Genomic DNA, 18,244 nt, shown 5'->3' with positions numbered 1-18,244 from the left:
TCTCCACCGCCGTACGACGAAGGGGCCCGCCGGACGACCGGCGGGCCCCTTCGCGATGCGAGGTCAGACCAGGCGCAACCGGGCGGCGCGCAGCCGGGTCAGGGCGCGCTCACGACCCAGCACCTCGAGGGACTCGAAGAGCGGCAGGCCGACCGTACGGCCGGTGACCGCCACCCGGACCGGCGCCTGCGCCTTGCCCAGCTTCAGGCCCCGCTCCGCGCCGACCGCCTCCAGCGTGGACTTCAGCGACTCGGCGTCCCAGGACTCCAGCGCCTCGAACGCGGCGATCGCCGCGTCCAGCAGGTCGGCCGCGCCCTCCTTCATCGCCTTCGCCCAGGCCGCCTCGTCGATCAGCGGGTCGGCCAGGAAGAGGAAGTCGACGTTCGGCACGATCTCGCTGAGCACCGCGATCCGGGTCTGCGCCAGCGGCGCCACCGCGGCGAACGCGGCCGGGTCGAACTCCTCCGGCTGCCACGGGGGCGGGGCGATGGTGCCGGTGCCGGTCAGCCACGGCTGGCAGGCGCCGATGAAGTCCTCCACCGGCAGCGCGCGGATGTACTCGCCGTTGAACGCGCGCAGCTTCTTCTCGTCGAAGAACGCCGGGGAGGGGTTCACCTCATCCAGCCGGAACTCCTCCTCGATCACCGACCAGGGCACGATCTCCCGGTCGCCGGAGGGAGCCCAGCCGAGCAGCATCAGGTAGTTGCGCATCGCCTCGGCGAGGTAGCCCTCGTCCCGGTACGCCTCCAGGGCGACCTTGTCCCGCCGCTTGGACAGCTTCTGCCGCTTCTCGTTCACCACCACGGGCACGTGCGCCCAGACCGGCGGCTTGACCCCGAGGGCGTCCCAGAGCAGCTGCTGCTTCGGGGTGTTGGGCAGGTGCTCCTCGGCCCGGATCACGTGGGTGATCCCCATGGTCATGTCGTCGACCACGTTGGCGAGCAGGAACACCGGCGAGCCGTCACCGCGGGCGATGACGAAGTCCTCGATCAGCTTGTTCTCGAAGGTCGGCTCGCCGCGGATCAGGTCGACCACCACGGTCTCGCCCTCGTCCGGGGTACGGAAGCGCAGGGCCCGCCCCGCGCCGGGCCCGAGCCCGCGGTCCCGGCAGAAGCCGTCGTACCCGGCGTACTGGGAGCCGGTGCGCGCCTGCACGTCCTCGCGGGTGCAGTCGCAGTAGTACGCCCGGCCGCTCTCGTACAGCCGCTGGGCCGCGGCGCGGTGCTCACCGGCGTACGACGACTGGAAGTACGGGCCCTCGTAGCTGCCCCGCTCGATGCCGATCCAGTCGAGCGCCGACAGGATGCCCTCGGTCCACTCCGGCTTGTTGCGGGCCGCGTCGGTGTCCTCGATGCGGAGCACGAACACCCCGCCCTGCTGCTTGGCGTAGATCCAGTTCTGCAGCGCCGAGCGGGCGCCGCCGACGTGGAACATACCGGTCGGGGAAGGGGCGAAGCGTACACGTACCGTCACGTCCCCAGCCTACGGCGGGCGGCGAGCCGATTTGAGCGAGGGGGCGGTCAGGGTACCGATCTGATCTTCAGCACCAGGGCGCTGCCGAGCAGGGTGACCGCCGCGGTGACCGCGTACAGGGTGGGGTAGCCGCCCAGGTGGACGACGATCGGGGCGGAGAGGGCCGGGCCGAGCACCTGCGGCGCGGAGTTGGCGATGTTGATCACTCCGAGGTCCTTGGCCCGGTCGGTGGCGGCCGGCAGCACCTGGGTGATCAGCGCCGCGTCCACCGCCAGGTAGACGCCGTAGCCGGCGCCGAGCAGCAGCGCGGCGGTGACCGCCATCGGCCAGACCGGTGCCACGGCCAGCAGCAGGGCCGCCACCGCCATGATCAGCCCGGAGACGATCACGAAGACCTTGCGCCGGCCGGACCGGTCCGACAGGCGCCCGGCCACCACCGCGGTCAGTATCATGCCGAGCGTGTAGAGCAGGATCAGCGCCAGCAGCGCGCCCTCGGGGTCGGGCACGCGCACCCCGTCGGTGAGGAAGTACAGCAGGTAGAGCGTGCCCAGCGCGTTGCCGGTCTGGACCAGGAACCGGGTGAACCAGGCCCAGGCGAAGTCGGGGTGCCGGCGCGGGCTGATCCACATCGAGGCGAGCAGCCCGCGCAACCGCAGCGCCGGGCGGTGCTCCCGGGGCAGCGGGTCGTCCTCGGTGAGCAGCGCGAACGGCAGCGACAGCAGCAGCACGGCGAGGGCGACGGCGGCGTACCCGGCGGCGTTGCCGGTGACCACGGCGGTGACCAGCACCGCCCCGAGCACCAGGCCGAGCGCCTGCGGGATGCCCACCCAGCCGGAGACGCCGCCGCGCTGGGCGACCGGCACCCGGTCCGGGATGGCGGCGGTGAGGCTGGCCAGCATCGTTGAAGCACACCTGCGCGGCCACCCAGCCGATCGCCACTCCGGCGATGCTGTCCTGCCGGGCCAGCAGCACCAGGGCGAGCGCGCCGAGCACCGCGCCGGACGCGGTCCACACGTGCCGCCGGCCGAGGTGCCGGCCCGCCAGCCGGAGCACGGTCCGGTCGGACAGCGCGCCGGCGAGCGGGTTGGCCAGCACCGCGGCGAGCGCGCCGAGTCCGGTGACGACCGCGAGCATGGCCTCCTTGTCGCCCGGCGCGATCCGCTCCACCTGCTGCGGCAGCAGCACCTGGATCGGGGTGAAGAAGGCCATCCAGACGCCCAGGTTGGCCGCGAAGATCAGTGCGATCCAGCCTCGCCGGACCGGCACGGTCGGCTCGGCCAGCGCCGCCGGCAGTGCGGCCGGCGTCGGGTTGACCGTGGTCATCGTCGCACCAGATCGCGGAACCAGGCGTACGACGACTTCGGCGTACGCCGCTGGGTGGCGTAGTCGACGTGCACCAGGCCGAACCGCTTGGTGAAGCCCTCCGCCCACTCCCAGTTGTCCAGCAGGGACCAGACGAAGTACCCGGTCACCTCGACCCCGGCGTCGATCGCCTCGCGGACCGCCCGCACGTGCCCGGCCAGGTACGCGATCCGCTCCGGGTCGTGCACCCGGCCGTCGGCGTCCGGCCCGTCGTCGTACGCGCAGCCGCTCTCGGTGACCTGGATCGGCGGCAGCCGGTCCCCGTACCGGTCGCGGAGCTGGAGCAGCAGGTCGCGGAGCCCGTCCGGGGCCACCGGCCAGTCGAACGCGGTCCGGGGGTAGCCGGTCAGCGGCACGATCTCGAACGGCAGCGGCGAGCCCTCCTCGGCGGCGCGGATGCCGGTCGGGTTGTAGTAGTTCACCCCGAGCACGTCGACCGGGGCGGCGATCACGTCGAGGTCCCCGGCGTGGACCAGCGCGGGGTCGAGGCCTGGCACCTCCGGATAACCCTGGCCGAGCAGCGGGTCGGTGAAGAGCCGGTTGTGCAGCGCGTCGTACGCCACCCCGGCGGCCCGGTCGGCGTCGGTGTCCCCGGCCAGCCGCACGGGGGAGTAGTTGTTCGCGATGGCGACCGGGCCGGTGCTGCGGGCGCGCAGCGCGGCGACCGCGAGGCCGTGCCCGAGGAGCTGGTGGTGGGCCACCGGAAAGGCGTCGAAGAGCAGCACCCGGCCGGGCGCGTGCACGCCCATGCCGTGCCCGAGGCTCATGTGGATGAACGGTTCGTTGAGGGTGATCCAGAGCTTCACCCGGTCGCCGAGGCGGGCGGCGACCAGGTCGGCGTACTCGGCGAAGCGGTGGGCGGTGTCGCGGTTGAGCCAGCCGCCGGCGTCCTCCAAGGCCTGCGGCAGGTCCCAGTGGAAGAGGGTGGCCACCGGGTCCACGCCCTGGTCGAGCAGCCGGTCCACCAGCCGCTCGTAGAAGTCCAGCCCGGCCGGGTTGGCCGCGCCCGTGCCGGTGGGCTGCACCCGGGGCCAGGCGATGGAGAACCGGTAGGCGGACACCCCGAGCCCGGCGAGCAGCGCGACGTCCTCGGCGTACCGGTGGTAGTGGTCGCACGCCTCGTCGCCGGTGCTGCCGTCGGCGATCCGGCCGGGGGAGTGGGCGAAGGTGTCCCAGGTGGACGGTCCCCGGCCGTCGGCGCCGGCCGCGCCCTCGATCTGGTATGCGGAGGTGGACACTCCCCATCGGAAACCGCTGGGGAACTCGGGCATCGGCGCGGTCGTCATTCGCCCTCCCGGAAACACGAATCGTGTTCGGGACTCTAGGACGCGGACCGGTGATGCGCCATAGGCCGGGGAGGCCGGCTGGTGCAAGGGTTTTCGGCGTGTCTTTTCCGAACCCGTCCGGGTAAGTCCGTTTTTGCGCATACAGTGCGTAATATCGCGGATGTCCTTAGTGGGGGAAGACGACATGATCCTCGTGGAACGCAGTGCGCACGTGATGGCGCCGGTGGAAGCGGTCTGGGGCGTCGTGCAGCGGGCCGAGCAGTTGCCGGCCTGGCTGGCGGGGGTCCGCGCGGCCGAGGTCCTCTCGGGGGAGGGCTTCGGCCGGCGACAACTGGTCCAGGCCGGGCGCGGCGCGGCGCACGAGGCCGAGGTGATCGCCTACCAGGAGCCGACCCTGATCGGGTGGCGCGAACGGGCCAGGGGCGCCGGCGCCCGGGCCGAGGCGCGCACCGAGATCTACGTGCAGCTGACCCCGGACGAGGAGGAGGGCGGGACGGTCGTGCGGCTCATCGTCGTACGGTGGCCCGCCGGGCCGGTCAAGGCCGCCCTGCTCCGGCTCGGCCTGCGTCGGGTCGGCGCCGACCTGGAGGACTCGCTGGCCCGGCTGACCGACCTGGCCGCCGTCGGTTGACCCAGCCGGTCCCGGCGTCGCCCGCGATGGTGATGGTCCGGCGTCCCCGCCAGGGACGCCGGACCATCGTCCACTGTGCCGGCAGCCGAGGAGCACCACCAGAGACGACGAAGGGCCCGGCGCGGGTGCGCCGGGCCCTTCGTACCGGATGGGTCAGCTGTCGCCGCCGGTCTCGCCGACCGGGGCGGCGTTGACGTCCTCCAGCGCGTACTTCCGGGCGGCCTCGGCCGGCACGTGGGCCGGCACCGCGCCGCGGAGGGCGAGCTGGCGCAGCGTCGCGACGGTCACCGACTCGGCGTCCACGTGGAAGTGCCGGCGCAGCGCGTGCCGGGTGTCCGACATGCCGAAGCCGTCGGTGCCGAGCGAGGTGTAGTCGCCGGGTACCCAGCGGGCGATCAGGTCCGGTACCGCGCGCATCCAGTCGCTGACCGCGACCTTCGGCCCCTCGGCGTCGGCCAGTTTCCGCTGGATGTACGGCACCCGCTGCTCGGCGCCCGGGTTGAGCAGGTTGTGCTCCTCGCACTCCACCGCGTCCCGGCGCAGCTCGGTCCAGGAGGTCACCGACCAGACGTCGGCGGCCACGCCCCAGTCCTCGGCGAGCAGCTGCTGCGCCTTGAGCGCCCACTGCATGCCGGTGCCGGAGGCGAGGATGTTCGCCTTCGGCGCGTCCCCGCCGACCTGGGGCGCGGGGGAGTAGCGGTAGATGCCCTTGACGATGCCCTCGACGTCCACGCCCTGCGGCTCGGCCGGCTGGAAGATCGGCTCGTTGTAGACGGTGAGGTAGTAGAAGATGTTCTCCTGCGCCTCGCCGTACATCCGGTGCAGGCCGTTCTCCATGATGTGCGCGATCTCGTACGCGAACGCCGGGTCGTAGGCGACCACCGCCGGGTTGGTGGCGGCGATCAGCAGCGAGTGACCGTCCTCGTGCTGGAGGCCCTCACCGTTGAGCGTGGTCCGGCCGGCGGTCGCGCCGAGCAGGAAGCCCCGCGCCATCTGGTCGGCCGCGGCCCACAGCCCGTCGGCGGTCCGCTGGAACCCGAACATCGAGTAGAAGATGTACATCGGGATCATCGGCTCGCCGTGGGTGGCGTACGAGGTGCCGGCCGCGGTGAACGAGGCGACCGAGCCGGCCTCGTTGATCCCCTCGTGCAGGATCTGGCCGCCGGTGGCCTCCTTGTAGGACAGGAACAGGTCCCGGTCCACCGAGGTGTACCGCTGGCCGTGCGGCGAGTAGATCTTCGCGGTCGGGAAGAGCGAGTCCATGCCGAAGGTGCGCGCCTCGTCCGGGATGATCGGCACCCACCGCTTGCCGAACTCCTTGTCCTTCATCACGTCCTTGAGCAGGCGGACGAAGGCCATGGTGGTGGCCACCTTCTGCTTGCCCGAGCCCCGCTTGACGTCGGAGAAGCGCTCGCTGCCCGGGATCTGGAGGACCTTGCCGGTGGTCCGCCGGGTCGGCAGGTAGCCGCCGAGCTGCTTCCGCCGCTCGTGCAGGTATTCGATCTCCTCGGACTTCTCACCCGGGTGGTAGTACGGCGGGAGGTACGGGTTCTCCTCCAGTTGCTTGTCCGGGATGTCCAGGTAGAGCCGGTCGCGGAAGAGCTTCAGGTCCTCCAGCGTCAGCTTCTTCATCTGGTGGGTGGCGTTGCGGGCCTCGAAGTGCGACCCGAGCGTCCAGCCCTTGATGGTCTTGGCCAGGATCACCGTCGGCTGGCCGGTGTGCTCCATCGCCGCCTTGTAGGCCGCGTAGAGCTTGTGGTAGTCGTGGCCACCCCGCTTGAGGTTCCAGATCTCGTCGTCGCTGAGGTGCTCGACCATCTTGCGGGTGCGCGGGTCGCGGCCGAAGAAGTGCTCCCGGACGTACGCCCCGGACTCCGCCTTGTAGGTCTGGTAGTCGCCGTCGGGCGTGGTGTTCATCAGGTTGACCAGGGCACCGTCGGTGTCCGCCGCGAGCAGCGGGTCCCACTCCCGGCCCCAGACCACCTTGATCACGTTCCAGCCGGCGCCCCGGAAGAACGCCTCCAGCTCCTGCATGACCTTGCCGTTGCCCCGGACCGGGCCGTCCAGCCGCTGCAGGTTGCAGTTGATCACGAAGGTGAGGTTGTCCAGCTCCTCGCGGGCGGCCACGCCGATCGCGCCGAGCGACTCCACCTCGTCCATCTCACCGTCGCCGAGGAACGCCCAGACGTGCTGCTGCGAGGTGTCCTTGATGCCCCGGTGGTGCAGGTAGCGGTTGAACCGGGCCTGGTAGACCGCGTTGATCGGCCCGAGGCCCATCGAGACGGTGGGGAACTCCCAGAAGTCCGGCATCAGCCGCGGGTGCGGGTACGACGGCAGCCCACCGCCCGGGTGCGACAGCTCCTGGCGGAAGCCGTCGAGCTGGTCCTCGCTGAGCCGGCCCTCCATGAAGGCCCGCGCGTACATGCCGGGGGAGGCGTGGCCCTGGTAGAAGATGTGGTCGCCGCCGCCCGGATGGTCCTTGCCCCGGAAGAAGTGGTTGAAGCCGACCTCGTAGAGCGACGCCGAGCTGGCGAAGGTGGAGATGTGGCCGCCCACGCCGATCTCGGGACGCTGCGCCCGGTGCACCAGCATGGCGGCGTTCCACCGGATGTACGCCCGGATCCGCCGCTCGATGTGCTCGTCACCCGGGAACCACGGCTCGCGCTCCGGCGGGATGGTGTTGATGTAGTCGGTGGTGGTCAGGGACGGCACCCCGACCTGGCGCTCGCGGGCCCGCTCCAGCAGGCGCAGCATGACGTAGCGGGCGCGCTTTGTCCCGCGCTCGTCGATGACACCGTCGAGCGACTCGACCCATTCGCTGGTCTCTTCAGGGTCGATGTCCGGAAGCTGGCTCGGCAGACCAGCGGTGATCACCGGGCGCTTGCGTTCCGTAGCCACAGGCGTTCCCTCGGTTCTGTGTGGGATAGGTCTCTAGCGCCATCCTGCCCCCTCGTGGCGCATGCCGTCACGTCTCCCTGCCCCAGACGCGACGCTGAACACAGGTACCCGCCGGTAACTTAGGGCGATCCAGGGATGCGCTAGCAGCGCGCCCGCCCCCGCGCCCGGTTCGCGGCGCGCTGCGGCCGGCTGCGGCAGAATGCGCCCTATGCGTAGTGAGGAGATCAGCGTCCAGACCGGGTCCCGGCCGGCCGTCCGGGACATCACCGCCGAGGCCGAGCAGTTCGTCTCCGGGCAGGGCGACGGCCTGCTGCACGTGTTCGTGCCGCACGCCACCGCCGGGTTGGCCCTCATCGAGACGGGCTCCGGCTCCGACGACGACCTGCTGCGCGCGCTCGACGACCTGCTGCCGACCGACGACCGCTGGCGGCACCGGCACGGCTCGCGCGGGCACGGCCGGGACCACGTGCTGCCCGCCTTCGTCCCCCCGTACGCGACGCTGCCGGTGCTGGGTGGGCGGCTGGCGCTGGGCACCTGGCAGTCCCTCTGCCTGGTCGACACCAACGGCGACAACCCCACCCGCAAGGTCCGCTTCTCCTTCCTGCCCGCCTGACCGCGTCCCGCCCGCCGCGCCCCGGATGGGCGCGCATTCCCGGAAGGAGTGGCCATCCCGCGTCGGATGACCAATCCTTCCGGGAACCTGCACGCCCGGCTCGCGGTCAGGCGGCGGTGGCGGCCAGGTGGGTGACGCGGATCTTGGTGGCCAGGGCGTCGAGGAGGGTGCGGAGGAGGGTCTCCGTCGTCTCGTCCTTGACCGTGCCGTCCTGGCCGAGCTTCTCGTGGGCGTTGGTCACGATGATCTCCGGCTTGGTGACCACGGCGGAGTCGGTCCAGAGGAAGAGCTGGCGGAGCTGGAGCTGGGCCCGGACGGTGCCCATCCCGGTCGGGGCGGCGCCGACGATGGCGATCGGCTTGTGGGCGAGCGGCGAGACCCACGAGGTGATCGGGAAGCTCGGCCGGGAGGCCCAGTCGAGGGCGTTCTTGAGTACGCCGGGAACCCCGTAGTTGTACTCCGGAGTGGCGATGAGCAGGGCGTCCGCGGCGGCGATCCGCTCCCGCAGGTCCACCACGGCGGCCGGCGGCGCCGGCTCGACGTCCTCGTTGAAGGGCGGGACGGCGCCGAGGTCGCGGTACCGCTCGATGGTCATGCCCGCTGGCGCGAGCCGCTGCGCCGCCCGGATGAGGGCGGAGTTGAACGACGCCTCGCGCAGGCTGCCGGAGAGGGCCAGGACGGAGAATTCGGACATGGTGCGCCTCCAGTGACGATGCTCGACGCACTTGCGTGAGCTCGTCAACAGTTGAGCAGTTCAACCATTGGTTGGCAAGTACGATGTGAGGTATGGCGCAACCCTTCGTCTCCCCCGCCGGCCCGGTCGCGGCCGACCGCTCCGGCCTGGCCGGGGACACCGTGCGCCGGATCTTGCACATCGCCTCGGCGATCCGGCACTACCAGGACGAGGAGATCGCCGCGCTGGGGCTCACCCCGGCCGCCGCCCGGGCCCTGCACGAGCTCGACCCCGAGCGGCCGCTGCCCGGCCGGGACCTGGCCGAGCAGTTGCGCTGCGACCGGTCCAACGTCACCGCCCTGGTCGACAAGCTGGAGCAGGCCGGGCTGGTGGAGCGCCGGGTCGACCCGGCCGACCGGCGGCAGAAGACGCTGGTGGTGACCGAGGCCGGCCGGCGCGTCCGGGACCGGGTGCGTCAGGTGATGTCGGACTCCCGACTCCTCGGCGGGCTCAGCACCGAGGAGTTGGCCACCCTGCGTGAGCTGGTCTGGAAGGTCTCCGACGGCGGCTGCCCGGAGCAGTGCGGCGAGGCCTGATCCCCGGCAGGCGGAACGTGTCCGGGTGGGCGAGGTGACCCTTCGTCGGTAATGCTGTCCGACGTGACCACCCCGCAAGATCTCGACGACCGGTTCCGGGCGGCCCTGGCCGCGCTCGAGGCGCCCGCCCAGCGGCGTGACCTGGGTGAACCGCTGCCCGACGGCGCGTCGTTGACCGGAGCGCAGGCGCTGGCCCTCTTCGACGCCCAGCTGACCAGCCGCCTGCTCGACCTCGCCGGGCGGTGGCTGCGCAGCTTCGGCGAGGGCTACTACACCATCGGCTCGGCGGGCCACGAGGGCAACGCCGCGGTGGCCGCCGCCCTGCGGCCGACCGATCCCGCCCTGCTGCACTACCGGTCCGGGGCCTTCTACTGCCTGCGCGCCGCCCAGGCGGCGGGCGGCTTCCCGATCGCCCTCGCCGACGCCGAGCCGGCCGGCGACGACGACCCCGAGGACGCTGAACCCGGTGCGCGGACCACCGCCGCGGCGCGGATACCCGATCCCCGACGCGACGTCGAGAGCCTGCCCTCCGGGCCGTCGGATGCGGCACCCGGCGGGAACGCGTCCGCGACGCCGGGCGGCGACTCCGCCGAGTCCACGGCCGGCGGCGCCGAGACGTCCCCGGCGTCGACCGCGGATGGCGTGCCGGCCGAGCGGCCGGAGACCCCGCCCGTCGCCGTCCGGCCGGAGCCGGACACCGGCGTACCCACCCGATCGGGCGACCACCCGGACCGTCACCCGGCGCTGGCCGAGGCCGGGGTGGCCGTGGCCGCCGCCCGGCCGGCGCTGCCCGCGCCGGACCCCGCGGACGCGTACGCGGAGGCGGCTCGGGACGTGCTGCGCGGGATGGTCGCCTCGGCGCAGGAACCGATCGCCGGGGGCCGGCACAAGGTGTTCGGCCGGGCGGACCTCGCGGTCATCCCGACCACCTCGACGATCGCGTCCCACCTCCCGCGGGCGGTCGGCATGGGGCTCGCCATCGAGCGGCTGCGCCGGGTCGGCAGCCGGCGGGTGCCGGGGACGACGGCCGAGGCCGGCGGGGACTCCGCCACCGGCTCGCCGTGGCCGCCGGACGCGATCGTGGTCTGCTCATTCGGCGACGCCTCGGTCAACCACGCCACCGCGACGGCCGCATTCAACACCGCCGGCTGGTACGACCACACCGGACTGCGCATCCCGGTGCTCTTCGTCTGCGAGGACAACGGGCTGGGCATCAGCGTCCGCTCCCCGAAGGGCTGGGTGGCCGCCACGCTGCGCGCCAAGCCGGGGATCCGCTACTTCGCCGCCGACGGCAGCGATCCGGCCGAGGCCTACCGGGTGGCGGGGGAGGCGGCGGCCTGGGTACGCCGGCACCGGCGGCCAGCGGTGCTGCACCTGACCACCGTACGGCTGATGGGGCACGCCGGGGCCGACGCGGAGACCGCGTACCGGAGCCCGGCCGAGATCGCCGCGGACGTCGCGCGGGACCCCCTGCTGGCCACCGCCCGGCTGCTGGTGGCGGCGGGCTACGCCACCAGCGAGGAACTGCTGGCCCGGTACGACGAGCGCGGCTGGCAGATCCGCCGGATCGCCGAGGAGGTGCTCGACGAGCCGAAGCTGGCGTCCCCGGCCGAGGTGGTGGCGGAGCTGGCCCCGCGCCGGCCGGTACGGATCTTCCGCGCGGTGGCCGACGCGGCGGACCGGGCGGCCGGGCCGAACGCGGGCGCCCGGGCCGAGGCGTTCGGCGGCAAGCCGCCGGAGCTGGCCGGTCCGCTCACCCTCGCGCAGAGCATCAACGCGGCGCTCGCCGACGGGATGCTGGACCACCCGGGGATGGCCGTCTTCGGCGAGGACGTCGCCGCCAAGGGCGGGGTGTACGGGGTGACCAAGGGACTGCGGGACCGGTTCGGTGGGGCCCGGGTCTTCGACACGCTGCTCGACGAGACCTCGATCCTCGGGCTCGGGCTGGGCGCCGGCGTCGCCGGGATGCTGCCGGTGCCGGAGATCCAGTACCTGGCGTACCTGCACAACGCCGAGGACCAACTGCGGGGCGAGGCGGCCACCATGCGGTTCTTCTCCCGGGGGGCGTTCCGCAACCCGATGGTGGTCCGGGTGGCCGGGCTGGCCTACCAGGAGGGGTTCGGCGGGCACTTCCACAACGACAACTCGGTGGCCGTACTCCGGGACGTGCCGGGGCTGGTGGTCGCGGTGCCGGCGCGGCCGGACGACGCCGCGCCCATGCTCCGGACCTGCCTGGCCGCGGCGGCGGTGGACGGCAGCGTCTGCGCCTTCCTGGAGCCGATCGCGCTCTACCACACCCGCGACCTCTACGCCGACGGCGACGGCGAATGGCTGGCCGAGTACGCCCCGCCGGGCGCCTGGGCCGCCGGGCACGTGCCGATCGGCCGGGCCCGGGTGTACGGGGTCGGCTCCGCCGAGGACATCACGATCATCACCTTCGGCAACGGCGTACGGATGTCGCTGCGGGCGGCGGCCGCCCTGGCCGACGAGGGGATCGGGATCCGGGTGGTGGACCTGCGCTGGCTCGCCCCGCTGCCGGTGGCGGACATCGTCCGGGAGGCGTCGGCCACCGGCCGGGTGCTGGTGGTCGACGAGACGCGCCGGTCGGGCGGGGTGGGCGAGGGCGTGCTCGCCGCCCTCGTGGACGGCGGATACGTGGGTGCGGCGCGACGAGTTGCCGGACTTGACTCGTTTGTACCATTGGGTCCGGCAGCGCGTCAGGTTCTGGTCTCTGCGGAAGCCATTACCCAGGGTGCCCGTACGCTGCTGGCGCGGTAAATTCCGTTCCACCCGGTGCGCCACTTGCGCGGCGAGCCACAACTGTGTGGACTGGGCGGAACGGCGTCGGACGACGCCGCGAGCAGGGATGAGATGAGGAGGCACGCGACAGTGAGCGCGACCGCTGGTCAGGCCGCCGACGGGGTACGCAGCCTGGCGGACCGGTTCGGGATCGAGCCGGGGATGGTCGTCATGGAGATCGGCTACGACGACGACGTCGACCAGGATCTCCGAGACGCCCTGACCGACCGCTGTGGGGAGCTGGTCGACGAGGACACCGACGAGGTGGTCGACTCGGTTCTCGTCTGGTACCGCGACGGCGACGGTGACCTCTTCGAGCTCCTCGTCGACGCCCTCGGACCGCTGGCCGACAACGGCGTGGTCTGGCTCCTGACGCCCAAGGCAGGCCGGGACGGTCACGTCGAGCCGAGCGAGGTGGCCGAGAGCGCCCAGACCGCCGGCCTCCAGCAGACCTCCACGATCAACGCGGGCCGGGACTGGAGCGGGGCCCGCCTCGTGCTCCGACGCGGGTCCAAGGGCAAGAAGTAGGCGACCGTACGCACCCGGCGGCCGGTGCCGCCGGGTGTGGCAGGCTGACCATCTCCAGACTCGACCCAAGGAGCTCGCATGCCCATCGAGGTTGGCGCCGAGGCGCCGGACTTCGTGCTCAAGGACCAGAACAACCAGGAGGTCCGGCTCTCCGACTTCCGTGGCAGGCGCACCGTGCTGCTGGTCTTCTACCCGCTCGCCTTCACCGGCATCTGCCAGGGTGAGCTCTGCGAGGTGCGGGACAACCTCGACGAGTACGTCAACGACGACGTCCAGGTGCTGACCGTCAGCGTCGACTCCGTCTACAGCCACAAGATCTGGGCCGACCGGGAGGGCTACCAGTTCCCGATGCTGGCCGACTTCTGGCCGCACGGCGCGGTGGCTCAGGCGTACGGCGTCTTCAACGACGTGGCGGGCATCGCCAACCGCGGCACGTTCGTGATCGACAAGGCCGGCGTGGTCCGGTTCGCCGAGATGAACATGCCCGGGGAGGCCCGTGATCAGCAGGGCTGGCGCAAGGCCCTGGCCGAGTCCGTCGCCGCCTGATCCCACCCCAGGTACGCCGTTCGACCGGGTCGGAGGCCGGCAGGTAAGCTTGCCGAACTCCGGCCCGCCGCACGGGCGTTCCGGGCGCGTAGCTCAGTGGGAGAGCACTCGCCTTACAAGCGAGGGGTCGCAGGTTCGAAACCTGCCGCGCCCACCACCGTCTGAACAGGCAAATCCGCCCGCACCCGAGTGACGTCCCGGGTCGGGCGGAGTGCCTGACATCCAACTCTGACATCAGTTGCTCAGATCGAACGCCTCGCCCAGCTTCCGCAGGGCCAGCTCCGACCCCGGGAGCCGGGTTCGTGCCGGGCGAGGTTGGGTCAAACGCGCCACTGTGGCGGTGTCCGCCGGGGGCGCGGTCCGTGACACGAGAGCCGACTCAGTCTGTTCCGGCAGCGTCCGTACGTGCGTCAAGGTCCACTTGACGTGGCGGGTCGGGCGGCGGCCCGCTCCCCAGACGGGCGGGTCGGACTCAGACGGGATGGCAGGCAAGGTGAGAGCGCTGACGATCTCAGTAGGATGCTCGCATGCCTCGGCCAGTGATCTTCGACCTCTACCACACCCTGATCCATGGTGCCGACGACGAGCGTGACCGGGTGGTCGGCGAGATGGCGGTCATGGTCGGGGTGGCTCCGGCCGCGCTGGTCGCCGCGTACCACGCCACCTGGCGGGACCGGATGGTCCGGTGGGACGTGGAGGAGACCATCCGAATTCTCGCCGGACGCCTCGGCGGCGCACCAACCAACGAAGAGGTGACACGGGCCGGTGAACATCGGCGAGCCCTCGGGCGCCGGGTGCTGGACAGTGTCTCGACCGCCACCCTGGACGTGCTCGACGCGCTACGCGACGACGGGCATCCGCTGGCCCTGATCAGCAACGCCACCTCGGACACTGCCGAGGCATGGCCGCAGAGCCGGCTCGCCCACCGGTTCGACGTCGCGGTCTTCTCCTGCGACGTCGGGCTATCCAAGCCAGACCCGGCGATCTATCACCTTGCTGCTGAGGGCTTGGGCGTTGGGCCGGCGGAGTGCATCTTTGTTGGCGACGGTTCAGACGGTGAGCTGGCCGGGGCGGCAGCGGTCGGTATGACTGTCTTCCGGACCACGGAGCACAACGACACCGACCCCAGTTGGGGCGGGCCGGTTATCGCTACCTTGGCCGACCTGCCCGCCATACTCCGAGAGCCGTTCAAGGTCATGGAGCCGTCCGGGCACATACGGGGCACAAGACAGGGTGAAACGCTGGCAACCAGCGACCAATGACGTGAGCCCAAAACGGGACGTGACCAGCGTGCCGACCAGGCTGCCGTAGGCCACGGGAGGGCGCACCTAAGTTCCGCTTCAACGGTTACAGATCACCAGCTGCGGCCACTAGAACGACTGGAAGCTCCCTGTCCCACTGGCCGACGCCGACCCAGACGCTGCGATCTTCAAAGTGCCAGGCGGACAGCGAAGGCACAAAGTTGGAATGGACGCCAGCAAGGGCCGGGACCGTCTCGCCCTGCATCGAGCGCTCTAGGACCGGGCTTAACTCCACCCGCTCCACCGGCCCCCACACTTGGCTCAGTGCCTCTGCCAGAACAAGGCACTCCCGGTCGAAGCAGCGGACGGTGCGACTCTTGCCGGAAGTGCCTTACAAGCGAGGGGTCGCAGGTTCGAAACCTGCCGCGCCCACCAGGTACGACCAGCAGAAACCGCCCCGAGAAGATCGTTCCTCGGAACGGTGCCAGCAGCGATGACAGCAACCGGGCTCATGACAGTCGCCCGTCGAGCTTGCCGAGCGCCTGGCGCATGACGTCAAGGTTGGCGTGCGAGTGGATCTTCAGGGTGATCTTCACGTCCGCGTGCCGAGCGACGGCCTGGACGACGTGCGGCGGGACGCCCAGATCCATCAGCAGGGACACGACGGTGTGCCGGAGATCGTGCAGCCTTACGTCGGGACAGCCGGCCGCCTCCCGGAGAGCCGCGAAGTCCGGACCACCCAGCCTGAACATCCTGCTGGTCGACGGGTGGTACTCGCAGGCGGTGGAGTTGGCCGACCAGCCGTACGACCCGGCCGACACACATCCCTACGAGGTGGGAGACGCAGCCTAGGCGGCCGGCTGCCGGCTTGTCGGGCTGCACTTGATGCGTGACGGATTGATGCCGGATGTTGGGTGTCAGGAGTGCGAGGGCGAGGGTACCGGCGAGGACAGCAGGCGCATGATGCGTTCGTCTAGTGCGGTTTGCATTGACGGGTCGGGCTCGGCGCGGAACGCAGCCGCCTGTAGGGGTTTCGGAAAGATTCGCCGGATGCTGTCGGGGTATGCCCCTTCTCCGTCTTCCGGTTCCTGATAGGTGACAGGCGGTCCCAGCCCCACGGCGATCGGCATCGACACTCCGGGGAGCGAGCTGAGGTCGGTATCAGGTCCCTTCGCAACGTCTGCCTTGCTGAGGTACCTGCAGTACGCCAACGTGTAGATCGTGCGGACCTCGTCAACGGCGTCAGCCGAGTCGGGCGCCACCCCGAACACCGAGGCGGCGCAGACCGGCCATGCATCCTGGTTGTGCCCCGGGTTAAAGGTCGGGTCGTGTTCGATTGCGTCCACCACAAGCGATGCGAGCTGCTCCCGGAATGGCTCGGGCAGCTTCCGCGGGTCGGGCACTGACAGCCACCGCAGAGCGAAGACGCCGGACGCCGCCAGGAGCAGCGGGACGAGCACCAGCGCCCACCGTCGAACATGCTTCCCATTCACGGGCGTGACACTAAACCACGGCGGGGCCCTTGGGAGCCTCGCTGTGCCGACCACAGGCCACCGGCGGCCGGCTGCCGGTGTCGAGTTCCACCACATGCCTGACGGATCCGTCCCAGCACATGCACGACAGTCGGCCTTGGTTGCTTAGTCGTCCTGGTTACAGGCGGTGACACCCGATCGGCCGTACTCACATGCCGATGACCGTGCCTTCGACCCTCGTCGGTGGTGCGGGCGTCGGCTCATGGACAATGCCGCTTGTGCAGGAGGACGTTGTCGAGCAGTGTCATCCGCATGTCCGGCTGCTCGCCGGCACGGCCTCATCCGGCCAGCCTTGCTACGAGCTGATCCCGGCAGCGATGGTGGAGCAAGGGGTCTACGAGGTCCTTGCCAGCCCTGGGCTGACCCACGGATGCGCAGCTGGCGACCGCATCCGCGTCAGGCACGATGGCAGTTTCGAAGTGCTGCGGCGTGGCGGCAACCTGTGCCTCGTGCTGTATCCACCCACGCCGCCGTCCGGCGACAGCATCGCTGCGCTCACCACCGTGTTCACGCATCTCGACGGGCTAGCCCGTGTTTCATAAGGCCCGGAGGTACTGGTTGATGGCGGCAATGGCCAGGGTGGCTTCGTAGCGCACGGCCAGCTTGTCGTAGCGGGTGGCCATGGCGCGGTGCTGCTTGAGCTGGTTGATGCCGCATTCCACGGCGTGGCGCCGGCGGTAGATCTCAGGATTGAAGGCGGGTGGCCGGCCGCCGCGGGAGCCTTTCGCGAGGCGGTGGGCATCTTGGTCGCTCTTGCTCGGAATGCAGGCCTTGATTCCACGTCGGCGCAGGTAGGCGCGGTTGGCCCTGGACGTGTAGGCCCGGTCCGCCAGGACCTGCTGCGGGCGGGTTCGGGGCCGACCGGACCCGGGCCGGGTGACCCGGATGCGGTCGAGCACCGTGGTGAACTGCGGGCTGTCAGCGCGGTGCCCAGCCGTGACGACGGTGGCCAGGACCTTGCGGCCCTGTTCGCAGGCAAGGTGAGTCTTGGTGGTCCATCCGCCTCGCGAACGGCCCAGCGCATGATCGGCAGGCTCGGCTTGGATCCCGCCGGGTGGTTCTTTCTGCTGATCGCCGTCACGACGGGCACCGGCCGCGTGTTGATGGGCGCGGCTGATCGTGGAGTCGACGCTGACGGTCCAGTCGATCCGCCCGGCCGTATCGGCGGCGGCTTGCAGCCCGGCCAGGACGCGGGCCCAGGTGCCATCACGCTGCCAGCGGCGGAACCATCGATACAGCGTTTGCCATGGGGCGTAGTTCGCGGGCACGTCACGCCACGGTGCACCGGTGCGTACCCGCCACCGTATGCCGTCGATGATCTGTCGTCTGGTCCACTTGCACGGTCTTCCCCGCGACGATTCCGCAGGCAGCAACGGGTGCAGGTGCTGCCACTGGATGTCGCTCAGGTCATGCCGCGCCGCCGCCGCTAGGCTGGCCACGAGGTCTCCGGTATTCAGGTTTGCTTGGTCGCTAACCCACTTACCGGAGACCTCTTCAGTTATCGATCACCGCCACGCCGTGATCTCACCCGGCCCACGCCCACTTACGAAACGCGCCTTAGTCGAGATGCCTGCGGACGGACGGTTCATCGTGATCACCGTGCCGGCCGCTGCAGGTTTCGCCGCAGTCGAGGACGCCGTGAACAGCTGGACCGCCGAACAGGGCTGTCCCTGGGAGTACGGAAACGTCTACGACGAGGACGGCCAGCCACTCGGCTGGTGGATTACCGCCTGACCCGAAATGCCGTCGGCGGACGCACTCATCTAGCCGCGATGCGCGCGTCCTGTCGCGGACCGTGAGGGCCTCCGTGGTGCTGCGGCGGGGAACGGCCGCGATCGGAGTGCCGGCGTCGTAGACGGTGTCAACCATCAACCGGAGTCGGACACCGGCTGCCGGCGATGTCCGGTCTCGGGACCTGCGTGACACATCGATGTCAGGACCTGCGTGACACTTGCGGGCACCTACGACGTGCTAGTGCCGCGTCTTTGAACGTTGATCGTGTAATCCATCGGTTCTGAGGAGCCGTCAGGCACGCTGTCTCCCAACGCATCAGGCTGTGGGAGGTG

General features: G+C 70.9%; 16 protein-coding genes, 1 tRNA gene and 2 pseudogenes. 11 read left to right on the top strand and 8 right to left on the bottom strand.

Annotation, left to right across the window (positions count from 1 at the left end):
• Positions 1-63: 63 nt before the first annotated feature.
• From gltX to ACFYML_RS23695, 3 genes and pseudogenes are all read right to left on the bottom strand, one after another.
• Positions 64-1,473 (bottom strand): glutamate--tRNA ligase, encoded by a 1,410-nt coding sequence (gene gltX / locus ACFYML_RS23705; RefSeq protein ID WP_387422727.1) that lies wholly within the window; start codon positions 1,471-1,473, stop codon positions 64-66.
• A gap of 47 nt (positions 1,474-1,520) precedes the next feature.
• A pseudogene (locus tag ACFYML_RS23700) lies at positions 1,521-2,796 on the bottom strand (MFS transporter).
• A complete protein-coding gene (locus tag ACFYML_RS23695; RefSeq protein ID WP_387422726.1) occupies positions 2,793-4,121 on the bottom strand; it encodes a GH1 family beta-glucosidase in 1,329 nt (442 codons plus the stop codon). Before ACFYML_RS23695 ends, ACFYML_RS23700 begins: the two are co-directional and overlap by 4 nt.
• Before the next feature lie 184 nt (positions 4,122-4,305).
• On the opposite strand from ACFYML_RS23695, the gene ACFYML_RS23690 reads away from it, so the two are divergent.
• Positions 4,306-4,752 (top strand): SRPBCC family protein, encoded by a 447-nt coding sequence (locus tag ACFYML_RS23690; RefSeq protein WP_073833776.1) that lies wholly within the window; start codon positions 4,306-4,308, stop codon positions 4,750-4,752.
• Between the two features lie 153 nt (positions 4,753-4,905).
• Here the strand turns inward: ACFYML_RS23690 and aceE are convergent, their stop codons facing one another.
• Complete coding sequence (gene aceE, locus ACFYML_RS23685; protein ID WP_387422725.1) at positions 4,906-7,650, bottom strand: pyruvate dehydrogenase (acetyl-transferring), homodimeric type; 2,745 nt, start codon at positions 7,648-7,650, stop codon at positions 4,906-4,908.
• Between the two features lie 208 nt (positions 7,651-7,858).
• On the opposite strand from aceE, the gene ACFYML_RS23680 reads away from it, so the two are divergent.
• On the top strand, positions 7,859-8,263 hold the full coding sequence (locus ACFYML_RS23680; RefSeq protein ID WP_387422724.1) for a YjbQ family protein: 405 nt from the start codon (positions 7,859-7,861) through the stop codon (positions 8,261-8,263).
• Positions 8,264-8,369: 106 nt separating this feature from the next.
• Here the strand turns inward: ACFYML_RS23680 and ACFYML_RS23675 are convergent, their stop codons facing one another.
• A complete protein-coding gene (locus tag ACFYML_RS23675; protein WP_387272399.1) occupies positions 8,370-8,957 on the bottom strand; it encodes an NADPH-dependent FMN reductase in 588 nt (195 codons plus the stop codon).
• A 92-nt stretch (positions 8,958-9,049) separates the two neighbouring features.
• On the opposite strand from ACFYML_RS23675, the gene ACFYML_RS23670 reads away from it, so the two are divergent.
• The 7 genes and pseudogenes from ACFYML_RS23670 (at position 9,050) to ACFYML_RS23640 (ending at position 14,667) form a co-directional block, all read left to right on the top strand.
• On the top strand, positions 9,050-9,532 hold the full coding sequence (locus tag ACFYML_RS23670) for a MarR family winged helix-turn-helix transcriptional regulator (RefSeq protein WP_387422723.1): 483 nt from the start codon (positions 9,050-9,052) through the stop codon (positions 9,530-9,532).
• A 51-nt stretch (positions 9,533-9,583) separates the two neighbouring features.
• Positions 9,584-10,519 (top strand): annotated as a pseudogene (locus tag ACFYML_RS23665) (transketolase); the annotation flags it as partial.
• Entirely contained in the window at positions 10,499-12,310 is a 1,812-nt protein-coding gene (locus tag ACFYML_RS23660) for a transketolase C-terminal domain-containing protein (RefSeq protein WP_387422827.1), read from the top strand. The pseudogene ACFYML_RS23665 and the gene ACFYML_RS23660, both read left to right, overlap by 21 nt.
• A 111-nt stretch (positions 12,311-12,421) precedes the next feature.
• Positions 12,422-12,859: a DUF3052 domain-containing protein gene (locus ACFYML_RS23655; protein ID WP_357434900.1), complete on the top strand. Its 438-nt coding sequence runs from the start codon at positions 12,422-12,424 to the stop codon at positions 12,857-12,859.
• Positions 12,860-12,937: 78 nt separating this feature from the next.
• Entirely contained in the window at positions 12,938-13,405 is a 468-nt protein-coding gene (locus ACFYML_RS23650) for a peroxiredoxin (protein WP_387422722.1), read from the top strand.
• Between the two features lie 82 nt (positions 13,406-13,487).
• Positions 13,488-13,562: transfer RNA gene (locus tag ACFYML_RS23645), tRNA-Val, on the top strand.
• A gap of 370 nt (positions 13,563-13,932) precedes the next feature.
• Positions 13,933-14,667 (top strand): HAD family hydrolase, encoded by a 735-nt coding sequence (locus ACFYML_RS23640; RefSeq protein ID WP_387422721.1) that lies wholly within the window; start codon positions 13,933-13,935, stop codon positions 14,665-14,667.
• Between the two features lie 488 nt (positions 14,668-15,155).
• Here ACFYML_RS23640 and ACFYML_RS23635 read toward each other — a convergent pair whose 3' ends face one another.
• Complete coding sequence (locus tag ACFYML_RS23635; RefSeq protein ID WP_387422720.1) at positions 15,156-15,467, bottom strand: tyrosine-type recombinase/integrase; 312 nt, start codon at positions 15,465-15,467, stop codon at positions 15,156-15,158.
• A 96-nt stretch (positions 15,468-15,563) separates the two neighbouring features.
• Complete coding sequence (locus tag ACFYML_RS23630) at positions 15,564-16,106, bottom strand: hypothetical protein (RefSeq protein WP_387422719.1); 543 nt, start codon at positions 16,104-16,106, stop codon at positions 15,564-15,566.
• A gap of 230 nt (positions 16,107-16,336) precedes the next feature.
• Here ACFYML_RS23630 and ACFYML_RS23625 point away from each other — a divergent pair, with 230 nt between their 5' ends.
• Complete coding sequence (locus ACFYML_RS23625) at positions 16,337-16,720, top strand: DUF4265 domain-containing protein (RefSeq protein ID WP_387422718.1); 384 nt, start codon at positions 16,337-16,339, stop codon at positions 16,718-16,720.
• Here the strand turns inward: ACFYML_RS23625 and ACFYML_RS23620 are convergent.
• A complete protein-coding gene (locus ACFYML_RS23620; protein ID WP_387422717.1) occupies positions 16,715-17,617 on the bottom strand; it encodes an IS5 family transposase in 903 nt (300 codons plus the stop codon). The two genes, ACFYML_RS23625 and ACFYML_RS23620, sit on opposite strands and share 6 nt — an antisense overlap.
• 127 nt (positions 17,618-17,744) lie before the next feature.
• Here ACFYML_RS23620 and ACFYML_RS23615 point away from each other — a divergent pair, with 127 nt between their 5' ends.
• Positions 17,745-17,912: a hypothetical protein gene (locus ACFYML_RS23615; RefSeq protein WP_387422716.1), complete on the top strand. Its 168-nt coding sequence runs from the start codon at positions 17,745-17,747 to the stop codon at positions 17,910-17,912.
• Positions 17,913-18,244 lie beyond the last annotated feature (332 nt).

The sequence above is a fragment of the Micromonospora sp. NPDC007230 genome (genome assembly GCF_042869115.1).
GTDB lineage: Bacteria > Actinomycetota > Actinomycetes > Mycobacteriales > Micromonosporaceae > Micromonospora.
This window is presented reverse-complemented; position numbering and strand designations above follow the sequence as displayed.